The 19,812-nt window shown below is 72.0% G+C and carries 20 protein-coding genes and 1 tRNA gene; 13 read left to right on the top strand and 8 right to left on the bottom strand.

All coding sequences use genetic code 11. The features are described from left to right. Positions 1-411: 411 nt before the first annotated feature. From ACZ3UD_RS23260 to ACZ3UD_RS23250, 3 genes are all read left to right on the top strand, one after another. A tRNA-Leu gene (locus ACZ3UD_RS23260) sits at positions 412-496 on the top strand. Between the two features lie 137 nt (positions 497-633). Continuing rightward, entirely contained in the window at positions 634-1,500 is an 867-nt protein-coding gene (locus ACZ3UD_RS23255) for a Bax inhibitor-1/YccA family protein (RefSeq protein WP_465590771.1), read from the top strand. A gap of 79 nt (positions 1,501-1,579) precedes the next feature. After that, entirely contained in the window at positions 1,580-1,948 is a 369-nt protein-coding gene (locus ACZ3UD_RS23250; protein ID WP_465590768.1) for a hypothetical protein, read from the top strand. Between the two features lie 34 nt (positions 1,949-1,982). Here the strand turns inward: ACZ3UD_RS23250 and ACZ3UD_RS23245 are convergent, their stop codons facing one another. From ACZ3UD_RS23245 to ACZ3UD_RS23235, 3 genes are all read right to left on the bottom strand, one after another. Then, positions 1,983-2,912 (bottom strand): hypothetical protein, encoded by a 930-nt coding sequence (locus ACZ3UD_RS23245; RefSeq protein WP_465590765.1) that lies wholly within the window; start codon positions 2,910-2,912, stop codon positions 1,983-1,985. 290 nt (positions 2,913-3,202) lie between these two features. After that, positions 3,203-4,423, bottom strand: a complete 1,221-nt coding sequence (locus ACZ3UD_RS23240) for an acetyl-CoA C-acetyltransferase (protein ID WP_465590762.1) — start codon at positions 4,421-4,423, stop codon at positions 3,203-3,205. Between the two features lie 63 nt (positions 4,424-4,486). Next, positions 4,487-5,581 (bottom strand): SGNH/GDSL hydrolase family protein, encoded by a 1,095-nt coding sequence (locus ACZ3UD_RS23235; RefSeq protein WP_465590759.1) that lies wholly within the window; start codon positions 5,579-5,581, stop codon positions 4,487-4,489. Positions 5,582-5,794: 213 nt separating this feature from the next. Here ACZ3UD_RS23235 and ACZ3UD_RS23230 point away from each other — a divergent pair, with 213 nt between their 5' ends. The 5 genes from ACZ3UD_RS23230 (at position 5,795) to ACZ3UD_RS23210 (ending at position 10,948) form a co-directional block, all read left to right on the top strand. Next, the gene (locus ACZ3UD_RS23230) at positions 5,795-7,198 is read left to right on the top strand and encodes a cystathionine beta-synthase (RefSeq protein WP_465590756.1); all 1,404 of its coding nucleotides are present in this window, start codon (positions 5,795-5,797) and stop codon (positions 7,196-7,198) included. A gap of 490 nt (positions 7,199-7,688) precedes the next feature. Then, the gene (locus ACZ3UD_RS23225) at positions 7,689-8,027 is read left to right on the top strand and encodes a hypothetical protein (protein ID WP_465590753.1); all 339 of its coding nucleotides are present in this window, start codon (positions 7,689-7,691) and stop codon (positions 8,025-8,027) included. A gap of 202 nt (positions 8,028-8,229) precedes the next feature. Continuing rightward, the gene (locus tag ACZ3UD_RS23220) at positions 8,230-9,525 is read left to right on the top strand and encodes a L,D-transpeptidase (protein ID WP_465590750.1); all 1,296 of its coding nucleotides are present in this window, start codon (positions 8,230-8,232) and stop codon (positions 9,523-9,525) included. Positions 9,526-9,590: 65 nt separating this feature from the next. Next, positions 9,591-10,142, top strand: a complete 552-nt coding sequence (locus tag ACZ3UD_RS23215) for a SigE family RNA polymerase sigma factor (RefSeq protein WP_465590747.1) — start codon at positions 9,591-9,593, stop codon at positions 10,140-10,142. Then, positions 10,139-10,948 (top strand): hypothetical protein, encoded by an 810-nt coding sequence (locus ACZ3UD_RS23210; RefSeq protein WP_465590744.1) that lies wholly within the window; start codon positions 10,139-10,141, stop codon positions 10,946-10,948. Before ACZ3UD_RS23215 ends, ACZ3UD_RS23210 begins: the two co-directional genes overlap by 4 nt. A gap of 10 nt (positions 10,949-10,958) precedes the next feature. Here ACZ3UD_RS23210 and ACZ3UD_RS23205 read toward each other — a convergent pair whose 3' ends face one another. Beyond that, positions 10,959-11,321 (bottom strand): cupin domain-containing protein, encoded by a 363-nt coding sequence (locus tag ACZ3UD_RS23205; RefSeq protein ID WP_465590741.1) that lies wholly within the window; start codon positions 11,319-11,321, stop codon positions 10,959-10,961. A gap of 138 nt (positions 11,322-11,459) precedes the next feature. After that, on the bottom strand, positions 11,460-12,125 hold the full coding sequence (gene msrA, locus ACZ3UD_RS23200) for a peptide-methionine (S)-S-oxide reductase MsrA (RefSeq protein WP_465590738.1): 666 nt from the start codon (positions 12,123-12,125) through the stop codon (positions 11,460-11,462). 120 nt (positions 12,126-12,245) lie between these two features. Between msrA and ACZ3UD_RS23195 the strand changes: the two genes are divergently transcribed. Next, positions 12,246-13,400 (top strand): cystathionine gamma-synthase, encoded by a 1,155-nt coding sequence (locus tag ACZ3UD_RS23195; protein ID WP_465590735.1) that lies wholly within the window; start codon positions 12,246-12,248, stop codon positions 13,398-13,400. Here the strand turns inward: ACZ3UD_RS23195 and ACZ3UD_RS23190 are convergent. After that, complete coding sequence (locus tag ACZ3UD_RS23190) at positions 13,397-13,888, bottom strand: MarR family winged helix-turn-helix transcriptional regulator (protein ID WP_465590732.1); 492 nt, start codon at positions 13,886-13,888, stop codon at positions 13,397-13,399. The genes ACZ3UD_RS23195 and ACZ3UD_RS23190 overlap by 4 nt on opposite strands. A gap of 122 nt (positions 13,889-14,010) precedes the next feature. On the opposite strand from ACZ3UD_RS23190, the gene ilvA reads away from it, so the two are divergent. The 3 genes from ilvA to ACZ3UD_RS23175 all read left to right on the top strand — a co-directional run bounded on the left by ilvA (position 14,011) and on the right by ACZ3UD_RS23175 (position 17,360). After that, entirely contained in the window at positions 14,011-15,222 is a 1,212-nt protein-coding gene (gene ilvA, locus ACZ3UD_RS23185; RefSeq protein WP_465590729.1) for a threonine ammonia-lyase, read from the top strand. A gap of 187 nt (positions 15,223-15,409) precedes the next feature. Next, positions 15,410-16,501, top strand: coding sequence for an ATP-binding cassette domain-containing protein (locus ACZ3UD_RS23180; RefSeq protein ID WP_465590725.1), 1,092 nt, complete (start codon positions 15,410-15,412; stop codon positions 16,499-16,501). A gap of 1 nt (position 16,502) precedes the next feature. Next, positions 16,503-17,360: an ABC transporter permease gene (locus tag ACZ3UD_RS23175; RefSeq protein ID WP_465590722.1), complete on the top strand. Its 858-nt coding sequence runs from the start codon at positions 16,503-16,505 to the stop codon at positions 17,358-17,360. A gap of 97 nt (positions 17,361-17,457) precedes the next feature. On the opposite strand, the gene greA is transcribed toward ACZ3UD_RS23175, so the two are convergent. After that, positions 17,458-17,958 carry a transcription elongation factor GreA gene (gene greA, locus ACZ3UD_RS23170; RefSeq protein ID WP_380612143.1) on the bottom strand — a complete coding sequence of 167 codons (501 nt, stop codon included), beginning with the start codon at positions 17,956-17,958 and terminating at the stop codon, positions 17,458-17,460. A gap of 275 nt (positions 17,959-18,233) precedes the next feature. After that, on the bottom strand, positions 18,234-18,647 hold the full coding sequence (locus ACZ3UD_RS23165) for a DUF4307 domain-containing protein (protein ID WP_465590719.1): 414 nt from the start codon (positions 18,645-18,647) through the stop codon (positions 18,234-18,236). A 240-nt stretch (positions 18,648-18,887) separates the two neighbouring features. Here ACZ3UD_RS23165 and mca point away from each other — a divergent pair, with 240 nt between their 5' ends. Then, complete coding sequence (mca, locus tag ACZ3UD_RS23160) at positions 18,888-19,793, top strand: mycothiol conjugate amidase Mca (RefSeq protein ID WP_465590710.1); 906 nt, start codon at positions 18,888-18,890, stop codon at positions 19,791-19,793. Positions 19,794-19,812: the final 19 nt, after the last annotated feature.

The raw sequence follows: 19,812 nt of genomic DNA, 5'->3' as shown, positions 1-19,812 counted from the left end.
ACGTTGTCGAGGGCGACGACGCGGGTCTCCCCCTGCCCGTAGACCTTGTTCAGGCCGCTGGCGCGGGCGGCCGCCCGACCGGTGAGGACGGCGGTTGCGGTCGACGTGGTCACGGGGGTGCTCCTTGCTGGCTGGCTGACGTGTACCTCCATGCTCCGCGACGTGATCATGGTCTGGCGTCGCTCCGTCGAAGGGTTGGCCCTACCGCCGCCGGGCGTACGGGCGGGGCCGGGGCCTCCTCCTGCGGTATGAGGGCAACCCTGAGAGAGGCCCGATGGCCGGAATCGCCGTGCTTTGTGGCCGAAATCCCGAACAGTTCGTCAGATGGCAAGGAAACATGACAACTTCCCGGGCTGGGAACATGCGAAAGGGCGAGCCGGGCGACTAGGCTCAGGGATGCTTTCGCGGGACGCCCGGATGGTGGAACGCAGACACGGGCAGCTTAAAACTGCTTGGCCGCGAGGCCGTGCCGGTTCGAGTCCGGCTCCGGGCACCACTCGACCCGCGGGGACGCCGACGGCGCCCCCGCCGGGAGTCGTTCACCGTATCCTCCTCGCGGCGTATCCCCAATTCTTTGCCAAGCCATTACCCTGGTGCACGGGCGGTGCAGTGCCGCCACGGAGGGAATGAGCAATGAGAAGCAGCAACCCGGTCTTCTCGCGGGAGGGGTCCTTCACCCGCGAGCCCGGCTACGCGGGGTTCGGTACCACCGCGCAGGCCGGGGGCCAGTACGGCAACCCCTACGCGGGCACCCCCTACGCCCAGCCGCAGGGGCAGGGCCCGCTGACGGACGAGCAGCTGTACCAGATGTACAACGGGCCGTCGGCCGGCCCGGCGGCCACCGGGCGGATGACGCTCGACGACGTGGTCGCCCGCACCGCCATGACGCTGCTCACCCTGGTCGCCGCGGGCGCGGTGGCCTGGTTCGCGCTGCCGTTCGAGAACTTCGGCTTCGCGATCGGCGCGAGCCTGGTGGCCATGGTGGTCGGCCTGGTGGTCTCGTTCAAGCGCAGCGTCAGCCCGCCGCTGATCCTGCTGTACGGGGCCCTGGAGGGCTTCGCGCTCGGCGCCGTCACCCACGCCCTCAACACCATGCTGCCGGGCATCGCGATCCAGGCGGTGCTGGGCACGGCGGTGGTCTTCGCGGCGATGCTGTTCGCCTACAAGAGCGGCAGGATCCGGGTCACCCCGCGCTACACCCGGATCGGCATCGCGGTCGCCATGGGCTTCGTGCTGCTGACGCTGATCAACACGGTCGCGATGGCCTTCGGCGCCGACATGGGCCTGCGCTCCGGCCCGCTGGGCATCGTGGTCGGCCTGGTCGGCATCGGCCTCGGCGCGTTCTTCCTGTCGTTGGACTTCGCGGAGATCGAGACGGCCATCGCGCAGGGCGCCCCGCAGCGCGAGTCCTGGCGGGCCGCCTTCGGGCTGACCCTGTCGCTCGTCTGGATCTACATCGAGATGCTGCGGCTGATCGCGATTCTGCGCGGCGACGACTGACGCACCCTCTGCGCCGTACCACTGCCGCCGGGCCCCGGAGCGACCGCTCCGGGGCCCGGCGGCGTTTAGGCTCCTTCCCATGCATGACGTACAGCCCCTGGTCGAAACCGTCGACTCCCTGGCGGATCGTTTCCGCTCACTGCCGCAGAGCAAGCTGCTGGGCGCCGTGCCCGGACACGCCTCACGGGCGGCGGCCGTGCTGGGGCTGGCCCGGCGGCTGGCGGCGCTGGCGCTGGCGGCGGAGGGCGGGCCGCAGCGGGAGTTCCCGGACGCCGGGGCCTTCGCGGCGGGGGACCAGCTGGCCGTCGCCGGGCACGACCTGGCGGCCGCGCTCGCGGCGCTGCCCGGGGGCGCCGTGGTGGCGCTGCCGGAGGGGCCGGCCACCGTGGACGAGGTGCTGGCCGGGGCGGTGGCCGCGGTGCGGGAGACCGCCGAGCTCTGCGCCTGAGCCGGTACGGACGCGCAGTGCGGCCGAGGCGGCGTCAGATGCTGGCGACCACCCGGTCGGCGAGCACGTAGACGGCCTCCTCGTCGGTGGAGAAGGTCAGCGAGTACGAGCCGGAGAAGCGCGAGCCGCCGAGCAGCCGGACGTGCTCACCGGCGCGGACCGCGTCGATCAGCCGGTAGGCGGCCTCCCGGTCGCCCGGGGCCACGCACAGCGTGGTGCCGTCGGCGAAGGCGTACACGTCCAGGGTGCCCAGCGGGCCCGGGCGGACGTCGACCAGGGCGACGGCCTCCTCGGCGAGGGCGGCCAGCCGGGTGTCGGTCCAGTCGCGGGACGGCGCCTGACTCGGCACGAAGTCGGGGTGCGAGGGGTGGCGGCGCGGGTCGGGCTTGGCGACCGGGGCGTCCGCCACGGCCGGCTCGGTGTCCAGCAGCCCGGCCTCCAGGCCGGTGGCCAGCAGGTCGGCCTCGCGGCGGGCCCGGGCGTCCTTGGCGGTCTCGCCGACCGGGTGGCCGGGGCGCAGCGGCGCGCCGCCCTCGGTGCCGGGCTCGGCCGGGCCGGTGCCACCCTCGTTGATCAGGTCCTCCAGCGCGGAGCGCAGCGCCTCGCCGAACTCCGGGTCCATCGTCCCGGCGTTGTCGGCGGCGTCCTGCGGGCCGGTGGGGCGGGGGAAGAACAGCGGCCACTCGTCGGTGCCGGTGAACACCCCGGTGAAGGGGGAGTCGAACAGTGGCGCGTCCTCGGCCGCGCGGGCCTCCTGCTCGGCCCAGAACGCCCGGGCCTCGGTGATCTCCCGCTCGCGGTCGGCGGCGAGCGCCTCGGCGACGGCCCGGCGTATCGCGGCCTCGTCCACCGGTGCGGGCGCGGCCTGCGCGTCCAGCCGGCGGGAGAGTCCCCGGAGGTGGAGCAGCGCGGCGGTCGACACGGCGATCAGGACCAGCAGCAGGATGGTGTAGACGGCGCTCACGAAACGTACTCCTAGCGAGGAGCGGAACGGGGTTACGTGTCCACACTGCCGCATTCGGTGCTGTTACCGCAGTGGCGAATGTCTAATTCGTCCGAGACTTTCGGCCTTGTCCCCAAATTGTTAGGTAACACCGTTCTACGCAGTGAAGTTGATCCACTCCGCAGTGTCGATCTCCGGGCCGGAAGCGAACGGGAAGAGGGCCGGATCGACCTCGCGGTGTGATCCGGCCCTCAATTACGCTACGTCACGCCAAACGGGTGGTCCAGGCCCTTCGGCGCGGTTCGGCGGGGTCAGCTGAGGCGCTCGATGACCAGGGCCATGCCCTGGCCGCCGCCGACGCACATGGTCTCCAGGCCGAACTGCTTGTCGTGCCACTGCAGGGAGTTGATCAGCGTGGTGGTGATCCGGGCGCCGGTCATGCCGAAGGGGTGGCCGACCGCGATGGCGCCGCCGTTGACGTTCAGCTTGTCCAGGTCGATGCCGAGGTCGCGGTAGGAGGGGATCACCTGGGCGGCGAAGGCCTCGTTGATCTCGACCAGGTCGATGTCACCGATGGTCAGGCCGGCCCGCTTGAGCGCCTGCTTGGAGGCCTCGACCGGACCGTAGCCCATGATCTCGGGGGAGAGTCCGCTGACGCCGGTGGAGACCACCCGGGCGAGCGGGGTGATGCCGAGCTCACGGGCTTTGGTGTCGGACATGATGACCAGCGCGGCGGCGCCGTCGTTGAGCGGGCAGCAGTTGCCGGCGGTGACGGTGCCGTCGGGGCGGAACACCGGCTTCAGGCCGGACACGCCCTCCAGGGTGACGCCGGCGCGCGGGCCGTCGTCCGTGCTCACCACGGTGCCGTCCGGGAGCGTGACCGGGGTGATCTCGCGCTCCCAGAAGCCGGCCTTGATCGCCGCCTCGGCGAGGTTCTGCGAGCGGACGCCGAACTCGTCCTGCTCGGCGCGGGTGATGCCCTTGAGCGCGGCCAGGTTCTCGGCGGTCTGGCCCATCGCGATGTAGGCGTCCGGCAGCAGGCCGTCCTCGCGCGGGTCGTGCCACTCTCCGCCGCCCTCCTCGGCGCGCTTCTTGGTGCGGGCCTGGGCCTCGTCGAAGATCGGGTTCATGGTGCCCGGCAGGCCGTCCGAGGTGCCCTTGACGCTGCGTGAGACGGTCTCGACGCCGGCCGAGATGAAGACGTCGCCCTCGCCGGCCTTGATCGCGTGCAGTGCCATCCGCGTGGTCTGCAGCGAGGAGGAGCAGTACCGGGTGATGGTGGCGCCGGGCAGGTAGTCCATGCCCATCTGCACGGCCACGATGCGGGCCAGGTTGTGGCCCTGCTCGCCGCCCGGCAGACCGCAGCCGAGCATCAGGTCGTCGATCTCGCGCGGGTCGAGCTGCGGGACCTTGGCCAGGGCGGCCTGGATGATGTGGGCGGTCAGGTCGTCCGGGCGGACGTCCTTGAGCGAGCCCTTGAAGGCCCGGCCGATCGGCGAACGGGCGGCGCTGACGATGACGGCTTCGGGCATGGCGGGCTCCTCGCTGAGTGACGACGGACTGGCGGTCCGGGAGGTAAGCTACCGCTTAGTCATTCAGGCGTCACCGGCTCCGGCGTGTGAGCTGGCCGACGTGTTCCCGGGGTCCGCGTCGGGATCCGTACCGGCATCCCCACCAGCTTCTTTCCCGCCCTCCGGGCCTGGCAGGCCGATCCGCAGCCGATGCCTCAACTGGGCCCAGCGCCGGCCTGCGCCCTCCGCCTCCACGGCCGCCACCTCGGTGCCCGCCCGTCCGGCGGCCGTCGCGGCGGCCACCGCGACCGGCAGCACCGTCCCGCCCGGGACCGGAGCGCTCGGGCGCTCCTCCTCCGGCCACAGGCCGAGCGTCGCGCAGACCGAGGGCAGGACGGCCATCGAGGCGGTGGCGTAACCCTGGGCGGAGGGGTGGTAGCGGTCGGCTGCGAACATCTCCGGTCGGGCGGCGAACTCCGGGCCCAGCAGCGAGCCCAGCGAGACGGTGCGGCCGCCCGCCTCCACCACCGCGATGGTCTGCGCGGCGGCCAGCTGGCGGCTCAGCCGCCGCGCCACCCAGCGCAGCGGCGGGCGCACCGGCTTGATCGTCCCGAGGTCCGGGCAGGTGCCCACCACCACCTCGCAGCCGTTGGCGCGCAGGGCGGCGACGGCCTCGCCGAGCTGGCGGACGGCGACCTGGGCCGGGCTGTGCCGGGTCACGTCATTGGCGCCGATCATGATCACGGCGACATCGGGGCGGTGCGGCAGCGCCTGTTCCAGCTGGCCGGAGAGGTCGGCGGAGCGGCCGCCGGAGCGGGCCACGTTGACCAGCCGCACCGGGCGCTCGGCCACCGAGGCCAGGCCCGCCGCCAGCAGCGCGCCCGGGGTCTCGCGGGCTCGGGCCACGCCGAGGCCGGCGCCGGTGGAGTCGCCGAGGACGGCCAGCACCAGCGGCGGCTGCGGGGCGGCGGAGCGGTCGGCGAAGGCCTCGCCGTAGACGCCGTCGGCCTTGGGCGGGACGGTCTCCAGGACACCGATGGCCTGGATGGCGAGTTTGCTCTCGGTCAGCAGCAGGCCGACCAGGCCGACCCCCAGCAGGCCGAGCCCGCCGCCGCCGTACGCCGCCGCGGTGGCGATCCGGCGGGCCACCCGAGCCCGCGAGTCCCGTGCGCCTGGCATCCGGTGCCCCCTTCGCGTCCTCGTGCCGCCCCTCGGAGGACGCGCATCGCCTGCACAGCGGTCTTACCCGGATGGAGGGCGGCAGTACCGGAGGCGGCGGCGGGGGTGGGCCATTGGGGGAGGTGTGCCGGAGGGGAACCCCGGGGCGGTGCCCACGCCCTAGGCTTTGCAGTACCGAAAGCACTCGCATGCCCATAGACCGGGAGGACCCCCGTGCGGTACCACAACTCGATCATCGACCTGGTCGGCAACACGCCGCTGGTCAAGCTGAACAAGGTCACCGAGGGCATCAGCGCGACAGTGCTGGCGAAGGTCGAGTACTTCAACCCCGGTGGCTCGGTGAAGGACCGCATCGCGATGCGCATGATCGAGGCCGCCGAGGCCTCGGGCGCCCTCAAGCCGGGCGGCACGATCGTGGAGCCGACCTCGGGCAACACCGGTGTCGGTCTGGCGATCGTGGCCCAGCAGAAGGGCTACAAGTGCATCTTCGTCTGCCCTGACAAGGTGTCCACCGACAAGATCAACACCCTGCGCGCGTACGGCGCCGAGGTGGTCGTCTGCCCGACCGCCGTCGCCCCGGAGCACCCGGACTCGTACTACAACGTCTCCGACCGTCTCGTCCGTGAGACCCCGAACGCCTGGAAGCCGGACCAGTACTCCAACCCGGACAACCCGGCCTCGCACTACCACTCCACCGGCCCGGAGCTGTGGGAGCAGACCGAGGGGAAGATCACCCACTTCGTGGCGGGCGTCGGCACCGGCGGCACCATCTCCGGCACCGGCAACTACCTGAAGGAGGTCTCCGGCGGCAAGGTCAAGGTCGTCGGCGCCGACCCGGAGGGCTCGGTCTACTCGGGCGGCACCGGCCGTCCGTACCTGGTCGAGGGCGTCGGTGAGGACTTCTGGCCGACCGCCTACGACCGCGACGTCGCGGACGAGATCATCGCCGTCTCCGACAAGGACTCGTTCCAGATGACCCGCCGCCTGGCCAAGGAGGAGGGCCTGCTGGTCGGCGGCTCCTGCGGCATGGCCGTGGTGGCCGCGCTGGAGGTGGCCCGCGGACTCGGGCCGGACGACGTCGTGGTGGTGCTGCTGCCGGACGGCGGCCGCGGCTACCTGTCGAAGATCTTCAACGACGACTGGATGGCCGACTACGGCTTCCTGCCCTCGGCCACCGACGAGGCCCACATCGGCGAGGTGCTGGGCCGCAAGGAGGCCATCGAGCAGGGCGGCATCCCGCAGTTCGTCCACATGCACCCGAACGAGACGGTCGCCGAGGCGGTCCGGGTGCTGCGCGAGTACGGCGTCTCGCAGATGCCGGTGGTCTCCCCGGGCGCCGGCCACCCGGACATCATGGCCGGCGAGGTGATCGGCTCGGTGGTGGAGAAGCTGCTGCTGGAGGGCATCTTCGCGAAGGAGATCGAGCTCACCGACACGCTGGACAAGGTGATGTCCAAGCCGCTGCCGGTGGTCGGCTCCGGTGAGACCGTCACCAACCTGATGACCGTGCTGGAGAAGGCCGACGCGGCGGTCGTGCTGGTGGAGGGCAAGCCGCAGGGCATCGTCACCCGCCAGGACCTGCTGGGCTTCCTGACCACCCGCGGCGCCGCCCACTGACGCTCGGTCACCCCGCTCCGCCCGTGCACGGATCCGGTGGGTTCGTCCACGGGCGAAGTGGTACACCGGCGTCACCTGCCCGCAGCACGTGGTTAACAACGCTCCGGCATCGTGGTGGTCAACGGCAAGACGCCGAGCGAGACGGCGGCGGCCCACCGGGAGCGGCTCCCCGGTGGACGCGGTCGGCTCCGGACACGTCGGACGGTCCTGACCCGGCCCGCCGTGTCCGCCCTCCCCGACCGGCATCGGAGGGAGGGGCCCTCCGCGGGAGGCGCCGTCGTCCCGCCCCTGTCCGGCTCCGGCCGGTCGACAGGGTGCGGCGGCTCCCGCGGCGCACACCGCGCCGTACGGCGCGTCTCCGCGGCTCCCGGGTGGGGGAGCCGATGCGGAGAGACGGTGGGGCCGGTCCTTCTCCGAGGGGCCGGCCCTTCCCGTGCGCCCAGGCCTTCCCGTGCGGCCCGGCGGCCCGTCGTCCCGTACGCTCGCACGCATGACCAGCACTGAAACGACCGACCAGGACGCCCCGCGCTACGTCAAGCTCAAGATCGAGCTGATCGCGGAGATCACCGACGAGGGCGCGCTCAAGGCGGCCGCCCTGAAGCAGGTCGCCGAGGACGAGTACCTCGACGACGAGGAGCGGGCCCAGTCCGTCGAGGCCATCGAGGTGGACCCGTCGGGTTCGCTCGCCCACTTCATCGACCCCGTCGCGCTGCTCGGGGACGTCCCGGGCGTCGAGCTCGCCTCGGCGACCTGGGAGTCGGCGCAGACCGAGTTCGACCCCGAGAGCGAGGAGTGGGACGAGTACACCGTGGACGAGTCGGCCGAGTAACGGCCGTCCGTACCGTGGCCGCCCGTACCGTGGCCGCTCGTGAACGCCCGGTCCGCTTCGGCGGGCCGGGCGTTTTGGCCATGTTCGCCGGGAAGTTGGGTCATCTCATACGATCGCCTACCCTTCGGGGATGGAACCGTGAACGGGTGGATTGCGTTTCTGTATCCGTAAATGCCCGGGATGATCAGCAGGGAGACGCGACGTGACGGCACAGGACGGTCAGGGGCGGGTGGCCGGAGGGAACTGGAGTCGACGCGGAGTGCTCGCGGGCCTGATCGGGGCTCCGGTGCTGCTGCTGGCGGCCTGCAACGACAACAGCGGCGGCAGCGGGGGCAGCGGTGGATCCGGCGGCAGCGGCGGGTCCGGCAGCACCGGAGCCAGCGGCACCCCGGGCCAGGGCGGCGGGAGCGGCACCCCCAAGACCTCGGCCGCCGTCATCACCGTCAGCCCGGCGGACGGCGCCACCGGCGCCAGCTTCAGCGACCCGGTCAAGGTGACCGTCGCCAACGGCACCCTGAGCACCGTCAAGGTCACCGACTCCACCGGCAAGGAGCTGGCCGGCCAGCTCTCCTCGGACAACACCAGCTGGACCTCGGCCGCGGCCCCGGCCAGCGGCACCAAGTACTCCGTCACCGCCACCGGCTTCGACAAGGACAAGCTGGAGGCGGACGCCAACGCGACCTTCACCACGGCGACCCCGGCCAACACCTTCGTCGGCTACTTCACCCCCGAGGACGGCTCGACCGTCGGCGTCGGCATGCCGGTCTCGATCAACTTCAGCAAGCCGATCACCGACCGCAAGGCCGTCCAGCAGGCGATCACCGTCATAGCCGAGCCGGGCGTCGAGATCGTCGGGCACTGGTTCTCCAGCACCCGGCTCGACTTCCGGCCGCAGGAGTACTGGGCCAAGGGCACCAAGGTCACCCTCAAGCTCCGGCTCAAGGACGTCGAGGGCGCGAAGGGCGTGTACGGCACCCAGTCCAAGGACGTCAGCTTCACCATCGGCCGCGCCCAGACCAGCGTCGCCGACCTCGCCACCAAGAAGCTCACCGTCACCACGGACGGCCAGGTCTCCGCCGTCTACAAGATCTCCGGCGGCGCCCCGGAGCACACCACCTGGGGCGGCAAGATGGTCATCTCCGAGCAGTTCACCCAGACCCGGATGAACTCGCAGACCGTCAACCTGGGCAGCGAGTACGACATCGCCGACGTGCCGCACGCCCAGCGCCTCACCAGCTCGGGCACCTTCATCCACGGCAACTACTGGTCCTCGCCGTCGATCTTCGGCGGCCAGAACACCAGCCACGGCTGCGTCGGCCTGCAGGACGCCAAGGGCGCGCAGGACAGCGGCACGGACGGCTTCAAGTTCTACAAGTCCTCGATGGTCGGCGACGTGGTCGAGGTCGTGAACTCCGGCGACAAGACCGTCGCTCCGGACAACGGCCTGAACGGCTGGAACCTGAGCTGGGCCGACTGGAAGGCCGGCAGCGCCGTCTGACCGTCACCTGAGAACTCTTCCCGGGCGGACCGAACCTCGCGGTCCGCCCGAGGAGTCAGGTGGGTGTGAAACGCGAGCAGAGACAGCGACAGGACGCCGAGTTCAGCGCGTTCGTCGCCGGGAGCGGCCGCCAACTGCTGAGGTTGGCGGAGCTGCTGACCGGCGACCCGGAGCGGGCCAAGGACATCGTGCAGTCCGCGCTGGAACGCGCCTACCTGCACTGGCACCGGATCACCGGCGACGACCCCACCGCGTACGTCCGCCGGATCGTGGTCAACCAGCACCGCGACTGGTGGCGCCGGCTGCGCAACCGAGAGCTGCCCACCGACCATACCCCGGACCGGCCGCTGGCGGAGGACCTCGCCGAGCTGCAGGCCCAACGGGCGCTGGTGCACCAGGCGTTGGGCACGCTCACCCGCCGGGAGCGGACGGCCGTCGTGCTGCGGTACTACGGGGACCTCACCGAGGCCGCCATCGCGGCCGAACTGGGCGTCGCCCCCGGCACGGTGAAGAGCACCCTGAACCGGGCGCTGTCGAAGCTGCGCGCACTCCCCGAACTCGCCGACCGCACCGGCGGAGCGGCGGGTCCCCTGACGGACATCGAGGTGACGGTATGAGCTTCGAGGACAGACTCGGAGAACTGCTCAAGGACGAGGGCCCGTTGGCGCCCGGGCCGGACCCGGAGGCGGTGATCGTCGGCGCCCGGCGCCGCCGGGTCCGGCGCAGGACGGGGGCCGGGGCGGCCGCGCTCGCGGTGGCGCTGGTCTGCGGGGTGACGGCGGTGACGGCGGGCAGCGCCCGGCACGTCGGGGGCGTCGCGGCCGAGGCGGGGGCGGCGGTGACGCCCTCGGCGGCGGCCGCCCTGGTGCCGGAGGCCACCCCGACCTCAACCCCGACCTCAACCCCGACCCCGACCCCGACAGCGTCCGCGCTGCCGCTCTCGCCGGTACGGCGGGTCGGGGTCGGGGAGAAGATCGACGTGATCGACGGCACCCGGATCTGGGTCACGCCGACCCAGCGCTGCGACGAGTCCCGCGGGCCCGACGGCGTCTGGCGCAGCAACTTCGGCTGCCGGGACGTCACCAGCGACAACCTCGACCACAGCAAGCCGAACATCTACACCCAGGGCGCCGAGAACGCCGACCACGACGTGCTGTTCGGCATGTTCCTCGGCCCCGTGACCCCGGCCCGGCTGGTCGCCTTCCGGGACGGCAAGCCCTATGTCGCCACCCTGGTCACCGCGCCCGGGATGAAGGACTGGGCGGCGTACTACGTCGTCCTGCCCCACAAGGCCCCCGAGCCGAACGGGCACGAACAGATCGGCACCACCGTCGCCGGCTACGACGCCGACGGCAGGCTGGTGGCGGAGAACCCCGCCTACCGGACGGACGGCACCCACGACCGGGCCCCGGCCACGCTCTGAGCCGTACCGCTCACCGCTTCGCGTAGTCCGCGAAGCCCTGCCAGTCGACGATCACGCACGGCTCGTCGCCCAGGATCCAGGCGTCGTGGCCGGGCGGGCAGATCATGTAGTCGCCGGGGCCGAACTCGTCCTCCTGGCCGTCGTCCATGACGATCTTCATCCGGCCGGAGACCACGTACCCCACGTGGGCCGCCTGGCAGCTGTCGGTCCCGGCGATCGGCTTCACGTGCTTGGACCACTGCCACCCCGGCTGGAACACGGCCCTGCCGACGGGGCCGCCGTCCAGGTTGACCAGGCGAAGCTCCCCCATGCCCCCCTCGAAGGGGCGGACTTCCTCGGGATCGTCGAAGTTCCGTCGGTAGAGACCGGACATGGCGCGCTCCTCTCCGCGAGGCCGGCCCGGCCACCAGCGAGTGGCCGGGCCGGCCTCGCCGGCCATTCCAGTCTGCGCCCCGGCCGGGGAGCGGTCACCTTGAGCGGCCGGCCCCCGGCCGGGCCCGGATACGACCGGTCAGCCCCGGGTGCGGGCCACGCCGATCGGGCAGGAGGCGCCGGTGCCGCCGAGACCGCAGTAGCCGTTGGGGTTCCTGGCCTCGGACAGGTACTGCTGGTGGTACGGCTCGGCCGGGTAGAACGGGCCGGCCGGGGCGATCTCGGTGGTGATCGGGCCGTAACCGAGCGCGGTCAGCGCGGGCTGGAAGGCGTCCCGGGTGGCGGTCGCGGCGGCGGCCTGGGCGGGGGAGTGGGTGTAGAGCGCGGAGCGGTACTGGGTCCCGACGTCGTTGCCCTGGCGGTTGCCCTGGGTCGGGTCGTGCGCCTCCCAGAAGGCCTTCAGCAGCCGCTCGTACGAGACCACGGCCGGATCGAACACCACCCGGACCGCCTCGGTGTGCCCGGTCAGCCCGCTGCACACCTCCTCGTACGTCGGGTTCGGGGTGTAGCCGCCCTGGTAGCCGACCAGCGTCGTCCAGACGCCGGGCAGCTGCCAGAAGGTGCGCTCGGCGCCCCAGAAGCAGCCCAGCCCGAAGTCGGCCACCTCCAGTCCCTCCGGGTACGGCCCGGTGAGCGGGTGGCCGAGCACGGTGTGCGGCTCGGTCAAGGTGAAGCCCGGCGCCTGGCGGCCGGGCAGCGCCTGGTCGGCGGGGACGAGCGAGGTCTTGTGGTGGCGGCTGAACATCACGGCCTGCTCCAGCGGGGTAGGGAGGGTTGCCCAGGATTCAACGCACCGGGCGGCCCGCGGATTCCGGTCCGCGGATTCCGGCGAGCGCGCCGGCGTACGGCCACTAGGCTCGGAGCCATGACCGAGCACCAGCTTCCCCAGGGCTTCGAGACCCTCGCCATCCACGCGGGTCAGGAAGCAGACCCCCAGACCGGGGCCGTCGTCACGCCGATCTACCAGGTGTCCACCTACAAGCAGGACGGGGTGGGCGGCCTGCGGGGCGGCTACGAGTACAGCCGCAGCGCCAACCCGACCCGCACCGCGCTGGAGGAGTGCCTCGCGGCGCTGGAGGGCGGCGCCCGCGGCCTCGCCTTCGCCTCCGGCCTGGCCGCCGAGGACACCCTGCTGCGCACCATCCTCAAGCCGGGCGACCACATCGTGATCCCCAACGACGCCTACGGCGGCACCTTCCGGCTGTTCGCCAAGGTGCTGACCCGCTGGGGCGTCGAGTTCTCCGTCGCCAACACCCAGAACCTGGACGACGTCCGGGCCGTGCTGCGCCCCAACACCCGCGCGGTGTGGGTGGAGACCCCGTCCAACCCGCTGCTGGGCATCACCGACCTGGCCGCGCTGGCCGAGGTCGCGCACGGTGCCGGGGCGCTGCTGGTGGTCGACAACACCTTCGCCAGCCCGTACCTGCAGCAGCCGATCGCGCTCGGCGCGGACGCGGTCGTGCACTCCACCACCAAGTACATGGGCGGCCACTCGGACGTGGTCGGCGGTGCGCTGGTGCTGGCCGAGGCAGGCCTGGGCGAGGAGGTCGCGTACCACCAGAACGCGATGGGCGCCGTCTCCGGCCCGTTCGACGCCTGGCTGGTGCTGCGCGGCATCAAGACGCTGGGCGTCCGGATGGACCGGCACAGCTCCAACGCGGAGAAGGTCGCCGAGCTGCTGGCGAGCCACCCCAAGGTCAGCCAGGTGCTCTACCCGGGCCTGCCCGAGCACCCCGGCCACGACATCGCGGCCAAGCAGATGAAGGCCTTCGGCGGCATGGTCTCGTTCCGGGTCGCCGGCGGCGAGGAGGCGGCCGTCGAGGTCTGCAACCGCGCGCGGCTGTTCACCCTGGGCGAGTCGCTGGGCGGCGTGGAGTCGCTGATCGAGCACCCGGGCCGGATGACCCACGCCTCGGCGGCCGGTTCGCCGCTGGAGGTGCCGGCCGACCTGGTGCGCGTCTCGGTCGGCATCGAGTCGGCCGACGACCTGCTGGCCGACCTCAAGCAGGCGCTGGGCTAAGCGGGTTGCTGCCCCTGCTGGTCCGCCGTGTACGACTCCATCGCGTGGTTGAAGCGGGCCAGCAGGGCGCAGAACGCCTGCTGCTCCTCGGGCGGCCAGTCGGCCGTCAGGCGGCGGGTCAACTCGGCCCGGCCGTCCCGGACTTCGGCGAGCCGGCCGGTGCCTCCCGGGGTCAGCGCAAGGCGTACGGCGCGGCGGTCGGCCGGGTCCTGGACCCGGCCGACCAGTCCGGCCGCGACCAGCGGGGCGACCTGGCGGGTCACCGTGGAGGAGTCCACTCCGAGCGCCTCGGCCAGCGCCTTGACGTTCGCGGGCCCGTGCCGCTCCAGGCGGTCGAGCAGCAGGTAGGCGGCCCGGTCCAGCGCGGCGACGCCGCCGCCGGAGGTTCGGACCTGTTCCATCCGGCGGGCGAACACCGCCAGCTGGTACTGGAGTTGGGTGTGCACGGGCTCGGTTCGTTCGGTGGCCTGGGGCGAGGTCGTCGTCATCGCGGCTCACGATCGTCGTGCGGTGAGAGAGGCTCAGAAGCAGCAGCGTACGCGGGCGGGGCGGACCCGGGAACAGCCCCGACGTCCCCGATCGGCGGTGTTGCGAGCCCTACTCTGGGATCATGCACAACTGGCCGATCACCCTCGACGACGTCCGCGGGGCCCAGAAGATGCTCGCCGGAGTCGCCCGGGTGACCCCGATGGAGGGCAGCCGGCACCTGTCCGGGCTGATCGGTTCGCCGGTCCACCTCAAGTGCGAGAACCTGCAGCGCACCGGCTCCTTCAAGTTGCGCGGGGCGTACGTGCGGATCGCGGGACTCTCGCCGGTGCAGCGGGCCGGCGGGGTGGTGGCGGCGAGCGCCGGGAACCACGCCCAGGGGGTGGCGCTGGCGGCCTCGCTGCTGGGGGTGCGCTCCACCGTCTTCATGCCGGTCGCGGCGCCGCTGCCGAAGGTCGCGGCCACCCGCGAGTACGGCGCCGAGGTGCGGTTGCACGGTGCCACCGTGGACGAGGCGCTGCTGGCGGCGCAGCGGTACTCGGAGGCGACCGGCGCGGTGTTCATCCACCCCTTCGACCACTGGGACATCGTCACCGGCCAGGCGACCGTCGGCCTGGAGATCCTGGAGCAGTGCCCCGAGGTGCGCACCATCCTGGTCGGGGTGGGCGGCGGCGGGCTGCTGGCCGGGATCGCGGCGGCGGTCAAGCCGCTGCGGCCGGACGTCCGGGTGGTCGGGGTGCAGGCGGCGGCCGCGGCCGCGTACCCGCCCTCGCTGGCGGCCGGGCGGCCGGTGTCGCTGGAGCACTTCAGCACCATGGCCGACGGGATCATGGTCGGGCGCCCCGGGGACATCCCGTTCGAGGTGGTCAACACGCTGGCGGACGGCATCCGCACGGTCTCCGAGGACGCGCTGTCGCGGGCCCTGCTGCTCGGCCTGGAGCGGCTGAAGCTGGTGGTCGAGCCGGCCGGGGCGGCCCCGATCGCGGCGCTGCTGGAACAGCCGCACTCCTTCGAAGGCCCGGTGGTGGCGGTGCTGTCCGGCGGCAACATCGACCCGCAGCTGATGCAGCGGGTGCTGCGGCACGGGCTGGCGGCGGCCGGGCGCTACCTGTCGCTGCGGGTGCGGCTGGCGGACAAGCCGGGTTCGCTGGCGGACCTGCTGGGCGTGCTGACCAGGGTGGACGCCAACGTGCTGGACGTCGCCCACGTGCGGATCGACCCCCGGCTGGGGCTGACCGAGGTCGAGGTGGACCTGCACCTGGAGACCAAGGGGCCGGAGCACTGCGCGCTGGTGGTCGGCGAGCTGCGGGACGCGGGATACGTGGTCTCCGGCTGAGGCCGTCCGGCTGGGCGCCTGTTCGGATCCCTCTCCTCAAATTCCCTTGACGCGATGTATCGCGAGTTGCCACACTCGCGATGCATCGCGTTCTGTGTCGACGGCCGGGAATCGAGTCGCCCGCATGCCTGGAACCCGGCAGATCGGGACAGATCGCTCACATTCGTCCGAGGAGATGAGGCAGGCCATGGCGCCAGCCATCCAAGCCGAGAACCTGGTGAAGACCTTCGGCGGCGTCCGAGCCCTGGACGGCGTCAGCCTCGACGTCCCCGAGGGCACGGTGCTCGGGCTGCTCGGCCCGAACGGCGCCGGCAAGACCACCACCGTGCGCGTCCTCACCACCCTGCTCCGCCCCGACTCCGGCCGCGCGGTGGTGGCCGGCGTGGACGTGCTCAAGCATCCGAACAGGGTCCGCAGCCTGATCGGGCTGTCCGGCCAGTACGCGGCGGTCGACGAGTACCTGACCGGCTTCGAGAACCTCACGATGGTCGGCGAGCTCTACCAGATGAGCACCCGCGCCGCGAAGGCCCGCGCGCTGGAGCTGCTGGAGTGGTTCAACCTCACCGAGGCCAAGGACCGCACCGCCAAGACGTACTCCGGCGGCATGCGCCGCCGCCTGGACCTCGCCGCCGCGCTGGTGGTCCGGCCGCCGGTGATGTTCCTGGACGAGCCGACCACCGGCCTCGACCCGCGCAACCGGCTCGCGCTCTGGGAGGTCATCGAGACCCTGGTCGAGCAGGGCACCACGCTGCTGCTCACCACCCAGTACCTGGAGGAGGCCGACCGGCTCGCCCACGACATCGCGGTGGTCGACCACGGCAGGGTGATCGCCCGGGGCACCGCCGACCAGCTGAAGGCGCAGATCGGCGGCGAGCGGATCGAGGTCGTGGTGCACGACCCGGGCCTGGTCGTGGACGCGGTCGCGGCGCTGTCCGGCTACGCGCTCGGCGAGCCCGCGGTGGAGAAGAACACCCGGAAGATCACCGTGCCGGTCAGCGGTGGCGCCCGGGTGCTCGCCGACGCCATCCGCGAACTGGACGGCCGCGGCATCGAGATCGACGACATCGGCCTGCGCCGCCCGACCCTGGACGACGTCTTCCTCACCCTCACCGGCCACGTCGCCGGGACGGCCGGGGAGGACGGCGGCGACGGCGCCAAGGGCCGCGACCGGGGCGGCCGGGGCCGCCGCGAGGGGGCCCGCGGCGCGGACGGTACCGACGGCACCGACGACCACGGGCCGGACCAGCAGCAGGCCGTCACGGCCGGAACGGAGCGCTGAGATGAGCACCGCCACCGAGCACGCCATCGGCGCGGCGATGCCCACGCAGCGCCGGGGCCTGAACGCCACCCTGCACGACTCCTGGGTGGTCGCCAAGCGCAACCTGCGCCGGATGTCCCGGATCCCCGAGATCGTGGTGTTCGGGCTCATGCAGCCGGTCATGTTCGTGCTGCTGTTCTCGTACGTCATGGGCGGGGCGATCAAGATCCCCGGGGCGAACTCCAGCTCCGACACGTACATCCAGTTCCTGATGGCCGGCATCTTCGCCCAGACCGTCACCTTCGCCGTCGCCGGTGCCTCGGCCGGCATCGCGGAGGACATGACCAAGGGCCTGGTGGACCGCTTCCGCTCGCTGCCGATGGCCCGCTCGGCGGTGCTGGTCGGCCGCACCCTCGCGGACCTGTGCCAGACCGCGTTCACCGTGGTCGTGCTGGCGCTGGTCGCGCTGCTGGTCGGCTGGCGGATCCACGAAGGGGCGCTCAAGGCGCTCGGCGCCTTCGGCCTGCTGTTCCTGCTCGGCTACGCCTTCTCCTGGATCGGCGCGCTGATCGGCCTGTCGGTGCGCAGCCCCGAGGCGGCCACCTCGGCCGGGCTGATCTGGCTGTTCCCGCTGACCTTCGTCTCCAACGCCTTCGTGCCGGTCAGCTCGATGCCGGGCTGGCTGCAGGGGGTCGGGTACTGGAACCCGTTCAGCGCCACCGTGCAGGCCTGCCGGGACCTCTTCGGCAACCAGGTCGGGCCGGTGGACAGCGCCTGGCCGATGCAGCACGCCGCGCTGGTGTCGGTGCTGTGGTCGCTGGTGATCACGGCGGTGTTCTCCTGGTTGTCGGTGCGCAAGTACCGCTCGGCCGTGGGGTGAATCGTCTCCGCTCGTGCCTTTCCGGCGCGGAACGCCCGAGGGCGGTCGCCGAGTCCCGGGACTCGGCGACCGCCCTCGGCGGTGTTCAGGGGCCGGATCAGCCGGCGTGCGGCACGACCTTGACGATCTTCACCATGGCCGGCTTGCCGTTCGGCAGCTCGTAGGTGGCCTCGTCGCCGATCTTCTTGCCGTCGATCGCGCGGCCCAGCGGGGACTGCGGCGAGTAGACGTCCCGGTCGTCGGAGCCCGCGACCTCGCGGGAGGCGAGCAGGAACTCCATCAGGTCGTCCTCGTCACCGTCGAAGGCGACCGTGACGACCATGCCCGGGGCCACTACACCCGAGTCGGCCGGGGCCTCGCCGACCTTGGCGCGCTCCAGTAGCTGGGTCAGCTGGCGGATGCGCAGCTCGGTCTTGCCCTGCTCCTCCTTCGCCGCGTGGTAGCCGGCGTTCTCCTTGAGGTCGCCCTCCTCGCGCGCCGCCTCGATCTTCTGGGCGATCTCGATGCGCCAGGTCCCGGTCAGATGATCCAGCTCGGCCTTGAGCTGGTCGTAGCCGGCCTGAGTGAGCCAGGTCACGTTCTCACTGGTCTGGGTCACGGGTGCTCCTCGTAGGTGCTGGGGCTGTGCTGAGGGTGTGAGTCGTCAGCAGGGTTGTCGGTGATATCGGTCGTAACTACAAAGCAACGCCCGCTCCCGTACCATCCGGTGCGGAAGGGGCGAAACCACGAGCCTAACAAGTCCTGCCGACAAGCGGGAGAGGCGTTAGTGGGTCATTGACGACGGTGTTACGCCACGGTGTACAGGAACGGGGTACGGGACTTCCTACGGATGCCCGTTCTCCCGAACGAATATGCGTCCCCGCGCCGTTCCGCCTACTTCGCCGGAGTGCAGCCCAGCAGCTCGGCGGTGGTGCCGCGGGCCGTGGTGCGCAGGGTGACGGTGGCCTCGTAGCTCGACCCGGCCGCCGGGACGGGGAAGTCCGCCACCCCGACCACCGCGTGGTCGTCGCTCTGCGAGCGGACCGTGCAGGTGCCCGCCGTCCCGTCGCTCTTGCTCACGGTCAGGCGCAGCTGGACCTCGGAGTCGGAGAGCACCTGGAAGGTCGGCACCGAGCCGTTGATCTTCGACTCGCGCAGCACGTACGAGCCGCCCAGCCAGGCGATCACGCCCAGGGCGAGCACGCCGCAGACCGCGCCGACCACCTTCAGGCGGCGGTCCGACTCGCTGTTGCCGCTCCGGCCGTAGCGTCCCTCGGGCAGCTGGGCGGCGGTGCTCTGTGCAGTCATCGGACTACGTCCTTTCCCGGGGAGGGGCCGCGCGGGCGGTGCGGGGGAATGCGACGCTCCTCCAGTCCGTCACTATAGGAGGGACACGCCCGCGGCCGGTCCGGCGGGGGCGGGGCTCGGCAAGGCCGACCACCGGCCGGTGGCCGGCCTTGCGGCGACGCGGTCCCGAAGTGAGCGGTTCGTACGGTGGGCAGACCGGACTTCGCGGAACGCCCGAACATGTGGAAGGAACGCAAGGCGTTGACTGAGCAGTTGCGACTGATGGCGGTGCACGCCCACCCGGACGACGAGTCCAGCAAGGGCGCGGCCACCATGGCCATGTACGTCGAGCAGGGCGTGGACGTGCTCGTGGCCACCTGCACGGGGGGCGAGCGCGGGTCGGTTCTCAACCCCAAGCTCCAGGGGGACCCGTACATCGAGGAGAACATCCACGAGGTCCGGCGCAAGGAGATGGACGAGGCGCGGGCGATCCTCGGCGTCAAGCAGGCCTGGCTGGGCTTCATCGACTCCGGCCTGCCGGAGGGGGACCCGCTGCCCCCGCTGCCCGAGGGCTGCTTCGCGCTGGAGGACGTCAAGGAGGCGGCCGAGCCGCTGGTCCGGCTGATCCGCGAGTTCAAGCCGCAGGTCATCACGACCTACGACGAGAACGGCGGATACCCGCACCCGGACCACATCATGACCCACAAGATCACCATGGTGGCCTTCGACGCGGCCGGGGACCCGGACGCGTACCCCGAGGCCGGCGAGCCCTGGCAGCCGCTGAAGCTGTACTACAACCACGGCTTCCCGATGGGCCGCATCCGTGCGCTGCACCAGTACCTCACCGAGCACGGCCTCGACTCCCCGTACGGCGAGTGGATCGCGGGCTGGGAGAAGAGCGGCCGCAAGGAGCGCGAGATCACCACCCGGGTGCGCTGCGACGACTGGTTCGAGACCCGCGACCGCGCGCTGATCGCCCACGCCACCCAGATCGACCCGGACGGGCCGTGGTTCCGCGTCCCGCTGGAGGTCCAGCGCGAGGTCTGGCCCACCGAGGACTACGAGCTCGCCCGTACCCTGATGGATGTGGACCTGCCGGAGGACGACCTGTTCGCCGGCCTGCGCACCCCCACCCTGGTGGCCGAGGCCGCCGACGCACGCGACTGACCCACCCCCGACGGCCCGG

This window comes from Kitasatospora sp. NPDC023118, assembly GCF_055560875.1.
This window is presented reverse-complemented; position numbering and strand designations above follow the sequence as displayed.